The organism is Streptomyces sp. BE20, from assembly GCF_036322525.1.
Taxonomy (GTDB): Bacteria; Actinomycetota; Actinomycetes; order Streptomycetales; family Streptomycetaceae; genus Kitasatospora.
This window is the reverse complement of sequence record NZ_JAQYWW010001223.1, coordinates 193,548-208,062: the sequence shown is the minus strand read 5'-3', so window position 1 is coordinate 208,062 and position 14,515 is coordinate 193,548. Positions and strand designations below refer to the sequence as shown.

The following is a 14,515-nucleotide window of genomic DNA, read 5'->3' as shown; positions in this document are numbered from 1 at the left end:
CAGAAGACGAAAGAGCAGCGCCCATGGTCCGCGACCTCGCTCCCGGCACCGGCCACCGCCGAGGCCGGCTGAGGGTCTATCTCGGCTCCGCCCCCGGTGTCGGCAAGACCTACCGGATGCTGGACGAGGCGCGGCGCAGACAGGACCGCGGCGCGGACGTGGTGGTCGGCTACATCGAGTGCCACGGCCGCCGGCACACCGAGTCCATGCTCGCCGGTCTGGAGGTCCTCCCGCGGGTCCACCGCTCCTACCGGGAAGGCGACTTCGAGGAGATGGACCTCGACGGCGTGCTCGCCCGCGGGCCCGCCGTCGTCCTGGTCGACGAGCTGGCCCACACCAACGTCCCCGGCGGCCGGCACACCAAGCGCTGGCAGGACGTCGAGGAGCTGCTGGACGCCGGGATCGACGTCATCACCACCGTCAACGTCCAGCACCTGGAGTCGTTGAACGACGTCGTCCAGAAGATCACCGGCATCCCGCAGCGCGAGACCGTCCCGGACGAGGTGGTCCGCCGGGCCGACCAGATCGAGCTCGTCGACATGGCCCCGCAGGCACTGCGCCGGCGGATGGCCCACGGCAACGTCTACAAGGCGGAGAAGGTGGACGCCGCGCTCTCCCACTACTTCCGGGTCGGGAACCTCACCGCCCTGCGCGAACTCGCCCTGCTCTGGGTGGCCGGGCGGGTCGACGAGGGCCTGCGCGACTACCGGGCCAGCCACGACATCGACCGCGTCTGGGAGGCCCGCGAGCGCGTCGTGGTCGCCCTCACCGGCGGCCCCGAGGGCGAGACGCTGGTCCGCCGCGCCGCCCGGATCGCCGACCGCACCGCCGGCGGCGACCTGCTCGCCGTCCACGTCACCCGCAGCGACGGCCTGGCGGGGGCCTCGTCGGGGGAACTCGCGCAACAGCGGCAGCTGGTCGAGAACCTCGGCGGCAGCTACCACGTGGTGGTGGGCGACGACATCCCCACCGCGCTGCTCGCCTTCGCCCGGGCCCACGACGCCACCCAGCTCGTCCTCGGCACCAGCCGGCGCGGCCGGACCACCCGCTTCCTGACCGGCCCGGGAATCGGCGAGACCACCGTGGACGCCTCCGAGGACATCGACGTCCACATGGTCACCCACGAGTTCACCGGCCGCGGCCGACTGCCGTCGCTCGGCCGCCGCCACTCCAGGCGCCGCACCGTCACCGGCTTCCTCGCCGGGCTGGTGGTGCCCTGGCTGATCACCGCCGGACTCTCGCAGTCCCACGACACCGTCAACCTCACCACCGACGCGCTGATCTTCCAGCTCGGCGTGGTCGTGGTCGCCCTGCTCGGCGGGGCGACCTCCGCGCTGGTGGCCTCGGTGGTCGCCTCGCTGCTGCTCAACTACTTCTTCATCCCGCCCGTCCACGCCTTCACCATCGGCGAGACCAACAACATCATCGCCCTCACCGTCTTCGCCGCCGTCGCGCTGACCGTCTCCACGGTGGTCGACCACGCCGGCCGGCTCACCGCCCGGGCCGCCCGGGCCACCGCCGAGGCCGAGACGCTCTCCACCCTCGCCGGCAGCGTGCTGCGCGGAGCCGACGCCCTGCCCGCCCTGCTGGAGAAGTCCCGCACCGCCTTCGGCATGCACGCCGTCGCCCTGCTGGAGCGCACCGGCGGCGAGGTGCTGGCCGCCTGCGACGGCGGGGGCGAGCCCGAACCCGGACAGCCGGCCGAGGCCACCGAGGTCCCGGTCGGCGCCGACGCCGTCCTCGTCCTCACCGGACGCCGGCTGCCCGCCGCCGACCAGCGCGTCCTCACCGCCTTCGCCGCGCACGTCGCCGCCGCGCTGGAACGCGACCGGCTCGCGGTGGTCGCCGCCGAGGTCGAACCCATCAAGGCCGCCGACCGGATGCGCACCGCCCTGCTCGCCGCGGTCAGCCACGACCTGCGCACCCCGTTGGCCGCCGCGCTCGCCTCGGTCGGCTCGCTGCGCAGCCCGGACGTCGAGTTCTCGCCCGAGGACCGGGCCGAACTGCTGGCCACCGCCGACGAATCCCTGGTCAAGCTCACCCGGCTGGTCGACAACCTGCTCGACATGAGCCGCCTCCAGGCCGGCGCGCTCACCCTGCACCTCGCCGAGACCCACGTCGACGAGATCCTGCCGCGCGCCCTCGACTCGCTGCCCGACCCGTACGCGCCCGTCCAGCCGCTGGACCTGGAGAACGTGCCGCCGGTCCTGGCCGACCCGCCGCTGCTGGAACGCGTCCTCGCCAACGTGATCGCCAACGCGCTGCGCCACAACGCGCCCGGCGCGCCGGTCCTGGTGGCCGCCAGCCATCACCGGGGCCGGGTCGAGGTCCGGGTGATCGACCGCGGCCCCGGCATCGCCCCCGAGGATCGCGACCGGGTCTTCCTGCCGTTCCAGCGCCTCGGCGACACCGACAACACCACCGGCGTCGGCCTGGGCCTCGCGCTCTCCCGCGGCCTCGCCGAGGCCATGGGCGGCAGCCTGGAGGTCGAGGACACCCCCGGCGGCGGCACCACCATGCTGCTCACCCTGCCCGCCGCGGGGCCGTACGGGCCCGACGGGGGCCGTCCGGACGAGACCGGGCCCGGCACGGGGGAGCGGCACCCGGGAGGGGTCCCCGCATGAGCGAGATCCTGGTCGTCGACGACGAGCCCGCCCTGCTGCGGACCCTGCGGATCAACTTGAGCGCCCGGCAGTACGCCGTGCGGACCGCCGCCACCGGCGGTGAGGCGCTGGACCGCGCCGCGCACACCGCCCCGGACGCCGTCCTGCTCGACCTCGGCCTGCCCGACCTGGACGGCATGGAGGTCATCCGGGGCCTGCGCAGCCGCAGCGCGGTGCCGATCATCGTGCTGTCCGGCCGCTCGGGCGGAGCCGACAAGGTGAACGCGCTGGACGCCGGCGCCGACGACTACCTCACCAAGCCGTTCCTGATGGAGGAGCTGCTGGCCCGGCTGCGGGTGGTGCTGCGCCGCCCGCGGGCCGGCCCGCCGGCGCCCGTGCCGGTGCTGGTCGGCGACCACACGGTGGACCTCGCCGCCACCACCGTCACCGGTCCGGACGGTCCGGTCCGGCTCACCCCGACCGAGTGGCGGATCCTGGCCCTGCTGCTGGCCAGCCCGGGCCGGCTGGTGCCGGGCCGGCGCATCCTGCGCGAGGTCTGGGGGCCGGACCGGGAGCTGCGCGGCAACTACCTGCGGGTCTACCTGGCGGGGCTGCGCCGCAAGCTGGAACGCGATCCGGCGCGCCCGCGCCACCTGATCACCGAACCCGGGATCGGCTACCGGTACGAGCCCTGAGGCCCGCGCGGTGCGCGGGCGGCGTCAACGAGCCGTCAGGAGCGGACCTCCGGGCGTCAGGAGGGCGTCAGGAGGGGTCGGTGGGGGCGGTTCGCGGGCGTAGCGTCAGCGGTGAGGAAGCGGCCCCGCTCCATGTGGGGGATGCCTGGGGCCGCTTCGCCGCCTCGGCGGCCAGTGTGGGGGAAGGGGCGCGCGGTCGACACTGCGCGCCCCTGCCGGCTGTTCGGAGCAGGGCGACCGCCCCTGCCCGGGCGCCCGCGCTGCGGCCGGTCACCCCCCGCCCGCGCTGCCCGACTGCCGGGGCAGCGCCAGCGCCACCGTGTCGGCGAACTCCCGCACCGCGCTCGTCCGGCTGACCACGCGTCCGCTGTGCACCACCAGCCGGCTGTGCCCGCCGGCCAGCGCCCCCGCCAGGCTGTCGCCGCGGACCGCCAGCAGCTCGGCCGGGAAGCCGGCGTCCACCCGCACCGGAGGCAGCCCGAGCGCCGCCCGCGCCTGGTTGGACACGGTGTCGTACGCCGCGTCGGGGCTCAGCACCCCGCCCGCCGCCAGCAGGTACGCGGCCTCCAGCGGATCGGCCCGACCGACCGGGTTGGCGCCGTCCCGCAGCGAGCCGCTGCCCGCCACCAGTGGCACCCGCGCCTCCACCAGCTCGCGCAGCACCGAGTGCCGCAGCCCGACCGCCGGGCCCTCCAGACCGGAGCAGCCGCCGTTCTGCGGCAGGCAGACCACCCGGACCCCGCTGCTGGCCAGCACCGCCGAGGCGCCCGGCGCCAGCGACCCGCACGGCCCCAGCACCACCCGCGGCCGCAGCGGTCCGAGCGCCCCGGCCAGCCGGGCCAGCTGTCCCGGGTCGGCGGCCGTGGTGTGCAGGTCCACCGGGCAGTCCGCCTCCCGGGCGGCCTCCAGCAGCACCTGGACGAAGCCCGCCGGGTCCGGGTCCAGTTCGGGGCAGCCGCCGGCCGCGGTGGCCCCCAGCTTGAGCGCGTCCCGCAGCTGGGCCCGGCCGTCCGCGCCGGCCCGGCCGGTGAGCAGCCGGGGCATGGCGACGGCCTGCAGATCGGCGAGGCCGCGCAGCGCCTGGCGGGCGGTGAGCACCGCCTCCAGCCGGCGCAGCCCGTGCACGTCGCCGATCCGGACGTGGGTGCGCTGGGCGGTGGCGCCGTAGCCGAGCGAGGTGAGCGCGGCCTCGGTGACCCGCCGGGTGAGGTCGGAGGGCGTCTCCGGCGGAGGGGCGGGCAGCGCGGCGGAGAAGGCGACGTCGTAGTGGGCGTGCACCTCGGCGGGGGCCGGCAGCAGCAGGTAGCCGCGGAGGTCGATCCGGGCGCCGGTGGTGACGGTGGGGGCGCCGGGCAGGGCCGGCAGCGGGCCGAGACCGCCGGAGGTGCCGACGGCCTGGATCCGGTCGCCGCTGATCCGGACGTCCACCACCCGGCCGTCGGCCAGCCGTGCGTCGGTGAGGAGCAGGACGGGGCCGTGCCCGAGCGGGTTGGCCGCCGGGCCGGGTCCGGGCTGCGGCCCGTCGGCGGCTGCGCTGTCCATCGCCCGGCTCCCTCTTCGTGCCGGCCCGGCCCGCTGTCCACGGCCCCGTCCCGGTTCCGATCAATGAGCGACGAGCCTACGGCGGGCAGGGGCGGGGCGCAGGGAGGCGGGCAATAGTCGTATCGGGTCGGGCCGCGGCCCGACCGGGCCGGTCGAACGCGCTGCCTTCGATCGCTCGCCAGTGCAGGCCGTCCACCTGCGGACTTCGCCGCGGGATACGGATTTCACCTCTGGGCGCGGAACGTGTAATCTCTTCCTCGTTCGCCCCTATAGCTCAGTCGGTAGAGCGTCTCCATGGTAAGGAGAAGGTCTGCGGTTCGATTCCGCATGGGGGCTCTGGTGAGAGAGGACCGGCCTCGGCCGTGTTCAGGATCACCGTGGCGGTGTAGCTCAGTTGGTAGAGCAAGCGGCTCATAATCGCTGTGTCACCGGTTCAAGTCCGGTCACCGCTACTCCGCGTAGTCGGTCGGGAGATCGCACTCCCGGTCGGCTACTCTTGTCTTTGTTCTCATTCATTGTTGTACAAGGAAGGCACTCCCGTGGCTGCCACCGATGTCCGCCCGAAGATCACGCTGGCCTGCGTGGAGTGCAAGGAGCGGAACTACATCACCAAGAAGAACCGGCGTAACGACCCGGACCGTCTTGAGATGAAGAAGCACTGCCCCCGCTGCAACTCGCACACCGCGCACCGCGAGACCCGTTGACCCTGTTGCAGGGCGCCGGGCCTGTGTGAACCAGGTCTACGACTCCGGGCCGCAATCCTCATTGGGTTGCGGTCCGGAGTTTTTTTGTCATCCAACGCGCTTCCGAGGAGTTGCCCGTGGCACTCGACCCCTCCTTCATCGGGCGGACGTACCCGCCCACCGAGCCGTACGAGGTCGGCCGGGAGAAGATCCGCGAGTTCGCCGCCGCCGTGGGCGACGCCAACCCGGCGTACACCGACCAGGAGGCGGCCAAGGCGTTCGGTCACCCGGACGTGATCGCCCCGCCGACCTTCCCGTTCATGCTCACCTTCCGGGCCGCCGCCCAGGTGGTCCAGGACCCCGAGCTGGGCCTGGACTACAGCCGGGTCGTGCACGGGGACCAGAAGTTCGTCTACACCCGCCCGGTCCGGGCCGGTGACCGGCTGACCGTCGAGGTCGCCATCGACAACATCAAGTCACTGGCGGGCAACGACGTCCTCACCGTGCGTGGCGAGGTGTCGGACGAGACCGGCGAGCACGTGGTGACGTCGGTCATGACGCTGGTGGCCCGGGCCGCCGACGAGAAGACGGGGGAGTGAGCCCGATGGCGATCAGCTACGACGAGGTCGAGGCCGGCACCGAGCTGCCCGCGCAGTCCTTCCCGGTGACCCGCGCCACACTGGTGCAGTACGCCGGAGCCTCGGGCGACTTCAACCCGATCCACTGGAACGAGAAGTTCGCCCTGGAGGTCGGCCTGCCCGACGTCATCGCGCACGGCATGTTCACCATGGCCGAGGCGATCCGGGTGGTCACCGACTGGGTCGGCGACCCGGCCGCGGTGGTCGAGTACGGCGTCCGCTTCACCCGGCCGGTGCCGGTGCCCAACGACGGGGTCGGCTCCGTGATCGAGGTCACCGGCAAGGTGGCCAAGCTGCTGGACGACCGCAGGGTCCAGGTCGACCTGGTGGCGACCTACGGCGGCCAGAAGGTGCTGGGCATGTCCCGGGCCGTCGTCCGGCTGGCCTGATCCTCCGGCCGGCCCGACCCTCCGGCCCGAACGGGCGGGGTGCGTACGGGGGCCCCGTACGCTGGGGGGCGTGCTGGAAGAACTCGACGCCCCCCTCGCCCCGCTGACCACCCTCCGGCTCGGCGGCCCGGCCCGCCGCCTGGTGACCGCGCACACCGACGACGAGGTGGTCTCGGCCGTCCGCGCGGCCGACGCGGCGGGCGAGCCGCTGCTGGTCCTCGGCGGCGGCTCCAACCTGGTGATCGGCGACGCCGGCTTCGCCGGCACGGTGCTGCGGATCGCCACCGCCGGCTTCGCGCTGGACGGCACCGCACTGGAGCTGGCCGCCGGTGAGGTCTGGGCCGACGCGGTGGCCCGGACGGTCGACCACGGGCTGGCCGGCGTCGAGTTCCTGGCCGGCATCCCCGGCTCGGCCGGGGCCACCCCGGTGCAGAACGTCGGGGCCTACGGCCAGGAGGTGGCCCAGACGATCACCGAGGTGGTCGCGTACGACCGCCGGTCCGGCGAGGTGCTCGCCCTCACCGGCGCCGAGTGCGGCTTCTCCTACCGGCACAGCCGCTTCAAGGCCGAGCCCGACCGCTACGTGGTGCTGCGGGTCCGCTTCGCGCTGGAGGACGCCGGCGGGCAGTCCACCCCCGTCCGCTACGCCGAGGTCGCCAAGCACTTCGGGGTGGCCCAGGACGAGCGGGTCGGACTGCGCGAGGCGTACGAGGCGGTGCTGGGCCTGCGCTCCGGCAAGGGCATGGTGCTGGACCCGGCGGACCACGACACCTGGTCGGCGGGCTCCTTCTTCACCAATCCGGTGCTGGACCCCGAGCAGTACGCCGTGTTCCTGGCACTGGCCGCCGAGCGCGAGCTGACCGCCCCCGCCTACCCGGCGCCGGACGGCCGCACCAAGACCTCGGCGGCCTGGCTGATCGACAGGGCCGGGTTCGGCAAGGGCTACGGCAGCGGCCCGGCGACCCTCTCCACCAAGCACACCCTGGCGCTCACCAACCGGGGGGCCGCCACCACCGAGGACCTGCTGGTGCTGGCCCGGGAGATCCGGGACGGCGTGCGCGCCGCCTTCGGGGTGGAGCTGGTGAACGAGCCGGTGATGGTCGGCGTCACCCTCTGAGGCCCCCCGGGAGCTCCGGGCTGACTCCCCGGGGTGACTCAGCCCGCCAGCCAGGCGTCGACGTCCGCGAGCAGTTCCTTCCGCACGCTCTCCGGCGCGCACGAACCGCGCACCGACTGGCGCGCCAGTTCGGCCAGTTCGGCGTCGGAGAAGCCCAGGACGTCGCGGGCCAGGCCGTACTGGTCGGCCAGCCGGCTGCCGAACAGCAGCGGGTCGTCGGCGCCGAGCGCCAGCGGCACCCCGGCGTCGAACAGCCGTCGCAGTGGGACGTCCTCGGGCCGCTCGTAGACGCCGAGCGAGACGTTGGAGGACGGGCAGACCTCGCAGGTGACCTGGCGGTCCGCCAGCCGTTGCATCAGCCGGTCGTCCTCGGCGGCCCGGACCCCGTGGCCGATCCGGCCGGCGCCCAGGTCGTCCAGGCAGTCGCGGACCGACTCCGGTCCGGCGAGTTCGCCGCCGTGCGGGGCCGCGAGCAGTCCGCCCTTGCGGGCGATGTCGAAGGCCCGGTCGAAGTCGCGGGCCAGGCCGCGCCGCTCGTCGTTGGAGAGGCCGAAGCCGACCACGCCCCGGTCGGCGTACCGGACGGCGAGCCGGGCCAGGGTCCGGGCGTCCATCGGGGACTTCATCCGGTTGGCCGCGACCAGGACCCGGATACCGACCCCGGTGGCCGCGGCGGCCTGCTCGACGGCGTCCAGGATCAGTTCCAGGGCGGGGATCAGCCCGCCCAGCCGGGGCGCGTACGAGGTCGGGTCGACCTGGATCTCCAGCCAGCGCGAGCCGTCCCGCCGCTCGTCCTCGGCGGTCTCCCGGACCAGGCGGCGGATGTCGTCCTCGTCACGGAGCACCGAGCGGGCGGTGTCGTAGAGGCGCTGGAAGCGGAACCAGCCGCGTTCGTCGGTGGCCCGCAGGCTCGGCGGCTGGTCGGAGCTGAGCGCCTCCGGCAGCCGGACGCCGTGCCTGTCGGCCAGTTCCAGCAGGGTGGCCGGGCGCATCGAGCCGGTGAAGTGCAGGTGCAGGTGGGCCTTGGGCAGGTCCCTGACGTCTCGCGGGTTCAGCAGGCGTTCCATTCACGAATCCTGCCGTACGGAGGGCCCGGACGGGAACCGCCCCCTTCACATCCCCCGAAGGGGTGAAAAGGGGGCGGGCCGGGAGCCGGTGCCGTCAGTCGCGGGCCTCGGCGAGCAGCTTCTGGATCCGGCCGACGCCCTCGGCCAGGTCGGCGTCGCCCAGCGCGTAGGAGAGGCGCAGGTAGCCCGGGGTGCCGAAGGCCTCGCCGGGGACGACCGCGACCTCGGCCTCGTCGAGGATCAGGGTGGCCAGCTCGCCGGAGGTCTGCGGGCGCTTGCCGCGGATCTCCTTGCCCAGCAGGCCCTTGACGGACGGGTAGACGTAGAAGGCGCCCTCGGGCTCGGGGCAGACCACGCCGTCGATCTCGTTGAGCAGCCGCACGATGGTCCGGCGGCGGCGGTCGAAGGCGGTGCGCATCTCGTGCACGGCCGAGAGGTCGCCGGAGACGGCGGCGAGCGCGGCCCGCTGGGCGACGTTGGAGACGTTCGAGGTGGCGTGCGACTGCAGGTTGGTCGCGGCCTTGACGACGTCCTTGGGGCCGATCACCCAGCCCACCCGCCAGCCGGTCATGGCGTAGGTCTTGGCGACACCGTTGACCACGACGGTCTTGTCGGCGAGCTCCGGCAGCAGGGCCGGCAGCGAGGTGAACTCCGCGTCGCCGTAGACCAGGTGCTCGTAGATCTCGTCGGTGAGCACCCAGAGGCCGTGCTCCAGCGCCCAGCGGCCGATCGCCTCGGCCTCGGCCCGGGTGTACACCGCGCCGGTCGGGTTGGACGGGGAGACGAAGAGCACCACCTTGGTGTTCTCGGTGCGCGCGGCCTCCAGCTGCTCGACCGAGACCTTGTAGCCGGTGGTCTCGTCGGTCACGACCTCCACCGGCACGCCGCCGGCCAGCTGGATCGACTCCGGGTAGGTGGTCCAGTACGGGGCCGGGACGATGACCTCGTCGCCCGGGTCGAGGATCGCCGCGAACGCCTCGTAGATCGCCTGCTTGCCGCCGTTGGTGACCAGCACCTGGGAGGCGTCCACCTGGTAGCCCGAGTCACGGAGCGTCTTGGCGGCGATCGCCTCCTTCAGCTCCGGCAGTCCGCCGGCCGGGGTGTAGCGGTGGTTCTTCGGGTCACGGCAGGCCTCGACGGCCGTCTCGACGATGTAGTCCGGGGTCGGGAAGTCCGGCTCGCCGGCGCCGAAGCCGATGACCGGACGGCCGGCCGCCTTCAGGGCCTTGGCCTTGGCGTCGACGGCGAGCGTGGCGGACTCGGCGATCGCGCCGATCCGGGCGGAGACGCGCCGGTCGGCGGGGCGGACGGAACTGTCGGGCTGCGGGGTGGAAGCGCTCATGCCTGCATGGTCGCAGACGGCACACGGCCCGGGCATGGCGGTTTCACGATATGTACGGGGCCGTCCACATGGCGGCCCGGAAAGAAGAGGTTCGACCAAACACCCCCCGACCACGTACACTCACTGCTCGACGGACACCGAGCCGACCGGAACGCTCGCCACCTGTACCTGGGGCGGCGGGAGATGCGGTAGGTTGGTGGTCGCTACTGGAGCCGAAAAGCTCCGTAGGGCAATAGCTCAATTGGTAGAGCACCGGTCTCCAAAACCGGCGGTTGGGGGTTCAAGTCCCTCTTGCCCTGCTGCTTGATCCGTACTCAGCCCGTTCGCTCCAAAGAGCGAGCGGGCTTGATGCGGAGAGGGCACCGAACAGCACCGCTTTAGCCGGCCGCTCGTGCCCTACCCGGGTACGCAGGTGATGCTCGGCAGGACCCGGATTCAGGTGAGGACGAGTGACGGAGACCACGGGCTCCACCGCAACGCCTGAGAGCGGCAACCCCGAGGGGGCCGACGGCGCTGCCGAGACCACGCCTGCGGAGGGCGAGTCCCGCCGCAAGCGCTCTGGCGAGAAGAAGTCGGGCAAGCGCGGCAAGAAGGGCCCCTTCGCCCGGCTCGCGCTGTTCTACCGGCAGATCATCGCCGAGCTGCGCAAGGTCGTCTGGCCGACCCGCAGCCAGCTGGTGAACTACACCACGGTCGTGGTCGTGTTCGTCGTGATCGTGATGGCGTTCGTCTCCGGTCTCGACTACGGCTTCTCCAAGCTGGCCCTCTGGATCTTCGGCTGACGGAACCGCCACACCTTTGAAACAGCTTCCCGACCCGGGCCGGTCCTCGGCCCGGGTCGAGCTGTCTGCGTCGGAGGTACGGGGCCGCTACCGTTGACTCGGTACTGTTGAAGTCTCCGAGGCGAACTTCCGGCGCCCGCGAGAGCGGACCGGCACCGGGAACGCCACGGAGCGCGCCACCTTCACCATCTCCAGGAAAGAAGCAGCCACCGTGTCTGACTCCCCCCTGTACGACGCCGACGAGACCGTCCGCGAGGCGGATGTCGCCGCCGAGCTGGACGCGGCCGAGCTGGCTGACGACGTCGAGGCCGCCGAGCAGATCGTGGACGCCGCGGACAGCGACGAGGACGAGGCCGAGGCGCACGACGAGGTCGAGGCCGGTGAGCCGGCCGAGGAGGCCGCGCTGCACGAGGAGTCCGACGAGGAGCTCGCCGAGGAGACCGAGGCCGCAGCCGAGGACGAGGCCGTGACCGAGGACGAGGCCGTGACCGAGGACGAGACCGAGGCCGAGGCCGAGGAAGCCGTCGAGGTCGACCCGGTCGCCAAGTTCCGCGAGGACCTGCGGTTCATGCCGGGCGAGTGGTACGTGATCCACACCTACGCCGGCTACGAGAACCGGGTGAAGCAGAACCTGGAGCAGCGCGCCGTCTCGCTCAACGTCGAGGAGTACATCTTCCAGGCCGAGGTGCCGCAGGAGGAGGTCGTCCAGATCAAGAACGGCGACCGCAAGACCATCCGCCAGAACAAGCTCCCCGGCTACGTCCTGGTGCGCATGGACCTCACCCCGGAGTCCTGGGGCGTCGTGCGCAACACCCCCGGCGTCACCGGCTTCGTCGGCAACGCCTACGACCCGTACCCGCTGACGCTGGACGAGGTCGTCAAGATGCTCGCCCCGGACGTCGAGCGCCAGGCGGCCAAGGAGGCCGGCAAGCCCTCCCCGGTCAAGCCCAGCGAGATCCAGGTCCTCGACTTCGAGGTCGGCGACTCGGTCACCGTCACCGACGGTCCGTTCGCCACCCTGCAGGCGACCATCAACGAGATCAACCCCGACTCGAAGAAGGTCAAGGGTCTGGTGGAGATCTTCGGCCGGGAGACCCCGGTCGAGCTCTCCTTCGACCAGATCCAGAAGAACTAGTCCCAACCGTCCGCGGATTCGGGGCAGGGCCGACGGCCCTGCCCCGAATCCGTTTTGGTCCAGCGACGCCGAGGCGTTAGCCTGGTCCGATGTGTGTGCTGGCGACTGGGTGTCGCCCCGGTTCCGCACACACCAGCAATCACCTCTCGGAAGGACCCGGAGAGACATGCCTCCCAAGAAGAAGAAGGTCACGGGGCTTATCAAGCTCCAGATCAACGCCGGTGCGGCCAACCCGGCGCCGCCGGTCGGCCCCGCGCTGGGCCAGCACGGCGTCAACATCATGGAGTTCTGCAAGGCCTACAACGCTGCGACCGAGTCGCAGCGCGGCATGATCGTGCCGGTGGAGATCACGGTCTACGACGACCGTTCCTTCACCTTCATCACGAAGACGCCGCCGGCCGCGCGCCTCATCCTGAAGGCTGCGGGTGTCGACAAGGGCTCTGCCGAGCCGCACAAGACCAAGGTCGCCAAGCTCACGGCCGCCCAGGTCCGCGAGATCGCCACGGTCAAGCTCCCCGACCTGAACGCCAACGACCTGGACGCCGCGTCGAAGATCATCGCCGGCACCGCCCGGTCGATGGGCATCACGGTCGAGGGCTGATCACCCTTCTCGTCCATGTGGTAGGGCCTGCGCGGCCCGCACATACCACGACTCCATTCCCCATTCAGGAGCAGCAGTGAAGCGCAGCAAGGCTCTGAAGGCCGCGGACGCTCAGGTCGACCGCGACCGCCTTTACGCCCCCCTCGAGGCCATCCGCCTCGCCAAGGCGACCAGCACCACCAAGTTCGACGGCACCGTCGAGGTCGCCATGCGTCTGGGCGTCGACCCGCGCAAGGCGGACCAGATGGTCCGCAGCACCGTGATCCTCCCGCACGGCACCGGTAAGACCGCTCGGGTCCTGGTCTTCGCGACCGGCGAGCGTGCCGAGGCCGCGCGTGCTGCGGGCGCCGACATCGTCGGTTCCGACGAGCTCATCGACGAGGTCGCCAAGGGCCGCCTCGACTTCGACGCCGTCGTCGCCACCCCGGACCTCATGGGCAAGGTCGGCCGCCTCGGCCGCGTGCTCGGTCCCCGTGGCCTGATGCCGAACCCGAAGACCGGCACCGTGACCCCGGACGTGGCCAAGGCCGTGAACGAGATCAAGGGCGGCAAGATCGAGTTCCGCGTCGACAAGCACTCGAACCTGCACTTCATCATCGGTAAGGTCTCCTTCACCGACGAGCAGCTGGTCGAGAACTACGCCGCCGCGCTGGACGAGGTGCTCCGCGCCAAGCCGTCCGCCGCCAAGGGCCGGTACATCAAGAAGACCGCGCTCTCCACCACGATCGGCCCCGGCATCCTCGTGGACCCGAACCGCACCCGGAACCTCCTCGTCGAGGAGGACCCGGCCGCGCTCTGATCGCAGCCGTAGTCCGTACGGCGGGCCCGCACCCCTTCGCCGGGGGTGCGGGCCCGCCGTCGTTTCCCGATCGAGATCCCGCCAGTGGGGAACTGTTGCGCGGTCCGTCGTACGCTCGGCCGGACCGATCACGCGCCCCGACCGGGGCCGCATCCCAGCCCGACCGCCGGAGTGTGCCGTGCCGTCCGCCCCCCGCCCCGCCGTCAAGGGCGCGGCCCTCCTCCTGCTCGCCGCCGGTCTCACCGCGTGCAGTGTGCTGGCCGTCTCCGGGGAACGCACTCCGGACAGCGGTCGACCCACCGTCCGGCCGCCCCGGGAGGTGCTGCTGTCGGCCGCCCAGCGGCTGGACGACGTCGGCGGCGCGCGGGTCCAGCTGGTCGAGGAGGGACCGGCCGGGCGGAGGAGCGCGAGCGGGACGGTCTCCTGGGGCGCGCACGACGCGGCCGACCTGACCGTGACCGACGAGCTGGGCACCGGCCGGCTGAGCGGCCGGGACGGCGTCCTGGACCTCGGGTACCCGGGCGCGGCGCCGAAGCGCGCCGAGCGGGCCGACGCCGAGTCGCTGGACTCCCGCGCGAGCGCCGCCGGCCGGGGCGGCTGGGCCGGCGGGTGGATGACCGGCCTGGTCTCCAACCCCGGCGGGCAGATGCACTCGATGGCGCTGGCGGGCAAGCTCAGCTCCCTCGGCGGCGAACAGCTGAACGGCGGGACCGTCGCCCACTACCGGGGCACCGCGTCGGTCGAGGACTTCTTCGCCGCCGACGAGGGGCTGGGCCCCGAGCGGCTGGCCGCGGTGGTCGGGTACCACCGGCAGCGCGGGGTCACCGGCGTCGGCTACGACTTCTGGGTGGCTCCGGGGGACCGGCTGCTCCGGGTGCGGTCCACCTTCCAGGGCACCGCCGGGGCGGTGGTGACCACGACGGAGGTCGCCGAGCCGGTCGAGCCGGTCGCGGAGTCGGGCTCCGCCGAGCCGGGGGCGGGGCCGTCGGCCGTGCAGCCGTCGGGTCCGGAACCGGTTCCGGGGCCTGCTCCGGGCTCCGCTCCGGCGGCCGTCCCGGTCGGCTGACGCCGCGTCGCAGGGGGGCGCCGCCGGGCGCGCGGGCGCCGGGTGGCAAGGTGGCG

The 14,515-nt window shown here is 72.8% G+C and carries 14 protein-coding genes and 3 tRNA genes; 14 read left to right on the top strand and 3 right to left on the bottom strand.

The window, feature by feature from the left end; genetic code table 11:
* The first annotated feature begins 23 nt into the window (after positions 1-23).
* Entirely contained in the window at positions 24-2,624 is a 2,601-nt protein-coding gene (locus tag PUR61_RS43235; RefSeq protein WP_329885434.1) for a sensor histidine kinase KdpD, read from the top strand.
* Complete coding sequence (locus tag PUR61_RS43230) at positions 2,621-3,298, top strand: response regulator (protein WP_329885433.1); 678 nt, start codon at positions 2,621-2,623, stop codon at positions 3,296-3,298. Before PUR61_RS43235 ends, PUR61_RS43230 begins: the two co-directional genes overlap by 4 nt.
* Before the next feature lie 270 nt (positions 3,299-3,568).
* Here PUR61_RS43230 and PUR61_RS43225 read toward each other — a convergent pair whose 3' ends face one another.
* Complete coding sequence (locus PUR61_RS43225) at positions 3,569-4,840, bottom strand: hydrolase (RefSeq protein ID WP_329885432.1); 1,272 nt, start codon at positions 4,838-4,840, stop codon at positions 3,569-3,571.
* Positions 4,841-5,103: 263 nt separating this feature from the next.
* Between PUR61_RS43225 and PUR61_RS43220 the strand changes: the two genes are divergently transcribed.
* From PUR61_RS43220 to PUR61_RS43195, 6 genes are all read left to right on the top strand, one after another.
* Positions 5,104-5,176: transfer RNA gene (locus tag PUR61_RS43220), tRNA-Thr, on the top strand.
* Positions 5,177-5,219: 43 nt separating this feature from the next.
* Positions 5,220-5,292, top strand: a tRNA-Met gene (locus tag PUR61_RS43215).
* 87 nt (positions 5,293-5,379) lie between these two features.
* Positions 5,380-5,544, top strand: a complete 165-nt coding sequence (gene rpmG, locus PUR61_RS43210) for a 50S ribosomal protein L33 (RefSeq protein WP_006604855.1) — start codon at positions 5,380-5,382, stop codon at positions 5,542-5,544.
* A 116-nt stretch (positions 5,545-5,660) separates the two neighbouring features.
* Complete coding sequence (locus PUR61_RS43205) at positions 5,661-6,122, top strand: MaoC family dehydratase N-terminal domain-containing protein (RefSeq protein WP_329885431.1); 462 nt, start codon at positions 5,661-5,663, stop codon at positions 6,120-6,122.
* Between the two features lie 5 nt (positions 6,123-6,127).
* On the top strand, positions 6,128-6,550 hold the full coding sequence (locus PUR61_RS43200) for a MaoC family dehydratase (RefSeq protein WP_329885430.1): 423 nt from the start codon (positions 6,128-6,130) through the stop codon (positions 6,548-6,550).
* 73 nt (positions 6,551-6,623) lie between these two features.
* Complete coding sequence (locus PUR61_RS43195) at positions 6,624-7,667, top strand: UDP-N-acetylmuramate dehydrogenase (RefSeq protein WP_329885738.1); 1,044 nt, start codon at positions 6,624-6,626, stop codon at positions 7,665-7,667.
* A gap of 38 nt (positions 7,668-7,705) precedes the next feature.
* Here the strand turns inward: PUR61_RS43195 and PUR61_RS43190 are convergent, their stop codons facing one another.
* Together PUR61_RS43190 and PUR61_RS43185 are read right to left on the bottom strand one after the other, a co-directional pair.
* A complete protein-coding gene (locus tag PUR61_RS43190; RefSeq protein WP_329885429.1) occupies positions 7,706-8,734 on the bottom strand; it encodes an adenosine deaminase in 1,029 nt (342 codons plus the stop codon).
* Positions 8,735-8,828: 94 nt separating this feature from the next.
* Positions 8,829-10,076, bottom strand: a complete 1,248-nt coding sequence (locus PUR61_RS43185) for a pyridoxal phosphate-dependent aminotransferase (RefSeq protein WP_329885428.1) — start codon at positions 10,074-10,076, stop codon at positions 8,829-8,831.
* A 226-nt stretch (positions 10,077-10,302) separates the two neighbouring features.
* On the opposite strand from PUR61_RS43185, the gene PUR61_RS43180 reads away from it, so the two are divergent.
* The 6 genes from PUR61_RS43180 (at position 10,303) to PUR61_RS43155 (ending at position 14,459) form a co-directional block, all read left to right on the top strand.
* Positions 10,303-10,375, top strand: a tRNA-Trp gene (locus tag PUR61_RS43180).
* A 150-nt stretch (positions 10,376-10,525) separates the two neighbouring features.
* Positions 10,526-10,858: a preprotein translocase subunit SecE gene (gene secE / locus PUR61_RS43175; RefSeq protein ID WP_329885427.1), complete on the top strand. Its 333-nt coding sequence runs from the start codon at positions 10,526-10,528 to the stop codon at positions 10,856-10,858.
* A gap of 211 nt (positions 10,859-11,069) precedes the next feature.
* On the top strand, positions 11,070-11,993 hold the full coding sequence (gene nusG, locus PUR61_RS43170; protein WP_443035342.1) for a transcription termination/antitermination protein NusG: 924 nt from the start codon (positions 11,070-11,072) through the stop codon (positions 11,991-11,993).
* A gap of 166 nt (positions 11,994-12,159) precedes the next feature.
* Positions 12,160-12,594, top strand: coding sequence for a 50S ribosomal protein L11 (gene rplK, locus PUR61_RS43165; protein WP_148644356.1), 435 nt, complete (start codon positions 12,160-12,162; stop codon positions 12,592-12,594).
* Positions 12,595-12,670: 76 nt separating this feature from the next.
* On the top strand, positions 12,671-13,393 hold the full coding sequence (gene rplA / locus PUR61_RS43160; protein ID WP_329885426.1) for a 50S ribosomal protein L1: 723 nt from the start codon (positions 12,671-12,673) through the stop codon (positions 13,391-13,393).
* Between the two features lie 178 nt (positions 13,394-13,571).
* On the top strand, positions 13,572-14,459 hold the full coding sequence (locus tag PUR61_RS43155) for a hypothetical protein (RefSeq protein WP_329885425.1): 888 nt from the start codon (positions 13,572-13,574) through the stop codon (positions 14,457-14,459).
* Positions 14,460-14,515: the final 56 nt, after the last annotated feature.

Bases quoted from the DNA above. Each gene is read 5' to 3' on its own strand.
- PUR61_RS43225 (WP_329885432.1), bottom strand. From the start codon at position 4,840: ATGGACAGCGCAGCCGCCGACGGGCCGCAGCCCGGACCCGGCCCGGCG.
- rplK (WP_148644356.1), top strand. From the start codon at position 12,160: ATGCCTCCCAAGAAGAAGAAGGTCACGGGGCTTATCAAGCTCCAGATC.
- PUR61_RS43200 (WP_329885430.1), top strand. From the start codon at position 6,128: ATGGCGATCAGCTACGACGAGGTCGAGGCCGGCACCGAGCTGCCCGCG.
- PUR61_RS43185 (WP_329885428.1), bottom strand. From the start codon at position 10,076: ATGAGCGCTTCCACCCCGCAGCCCGACAGTTCCGTCCGCCCCGCCGAC.
- PUR61_RS43190 (WP_329885429.1), bottom strand. From the start codon at position 8,734: ATGGAACGCCTGCTGAACCCGCGAGACGTCAGGGACCTGCCCAAGGCC.
- PUR61_RS43235 (WP_329885434.1), top strand. From the start codon at position 24: ATGGTCCGCGACCTCGCTCCCGGCACCGGCCACCGCCGAGGCCGGCTG.
- PUR61_RS43230 (WP_329885433.1), top strand. From the start codon at position 2,621: ATGAGCGAGATCCTGGTCGTCGACGACGAGCCCGCCCTGCTGCGGACC.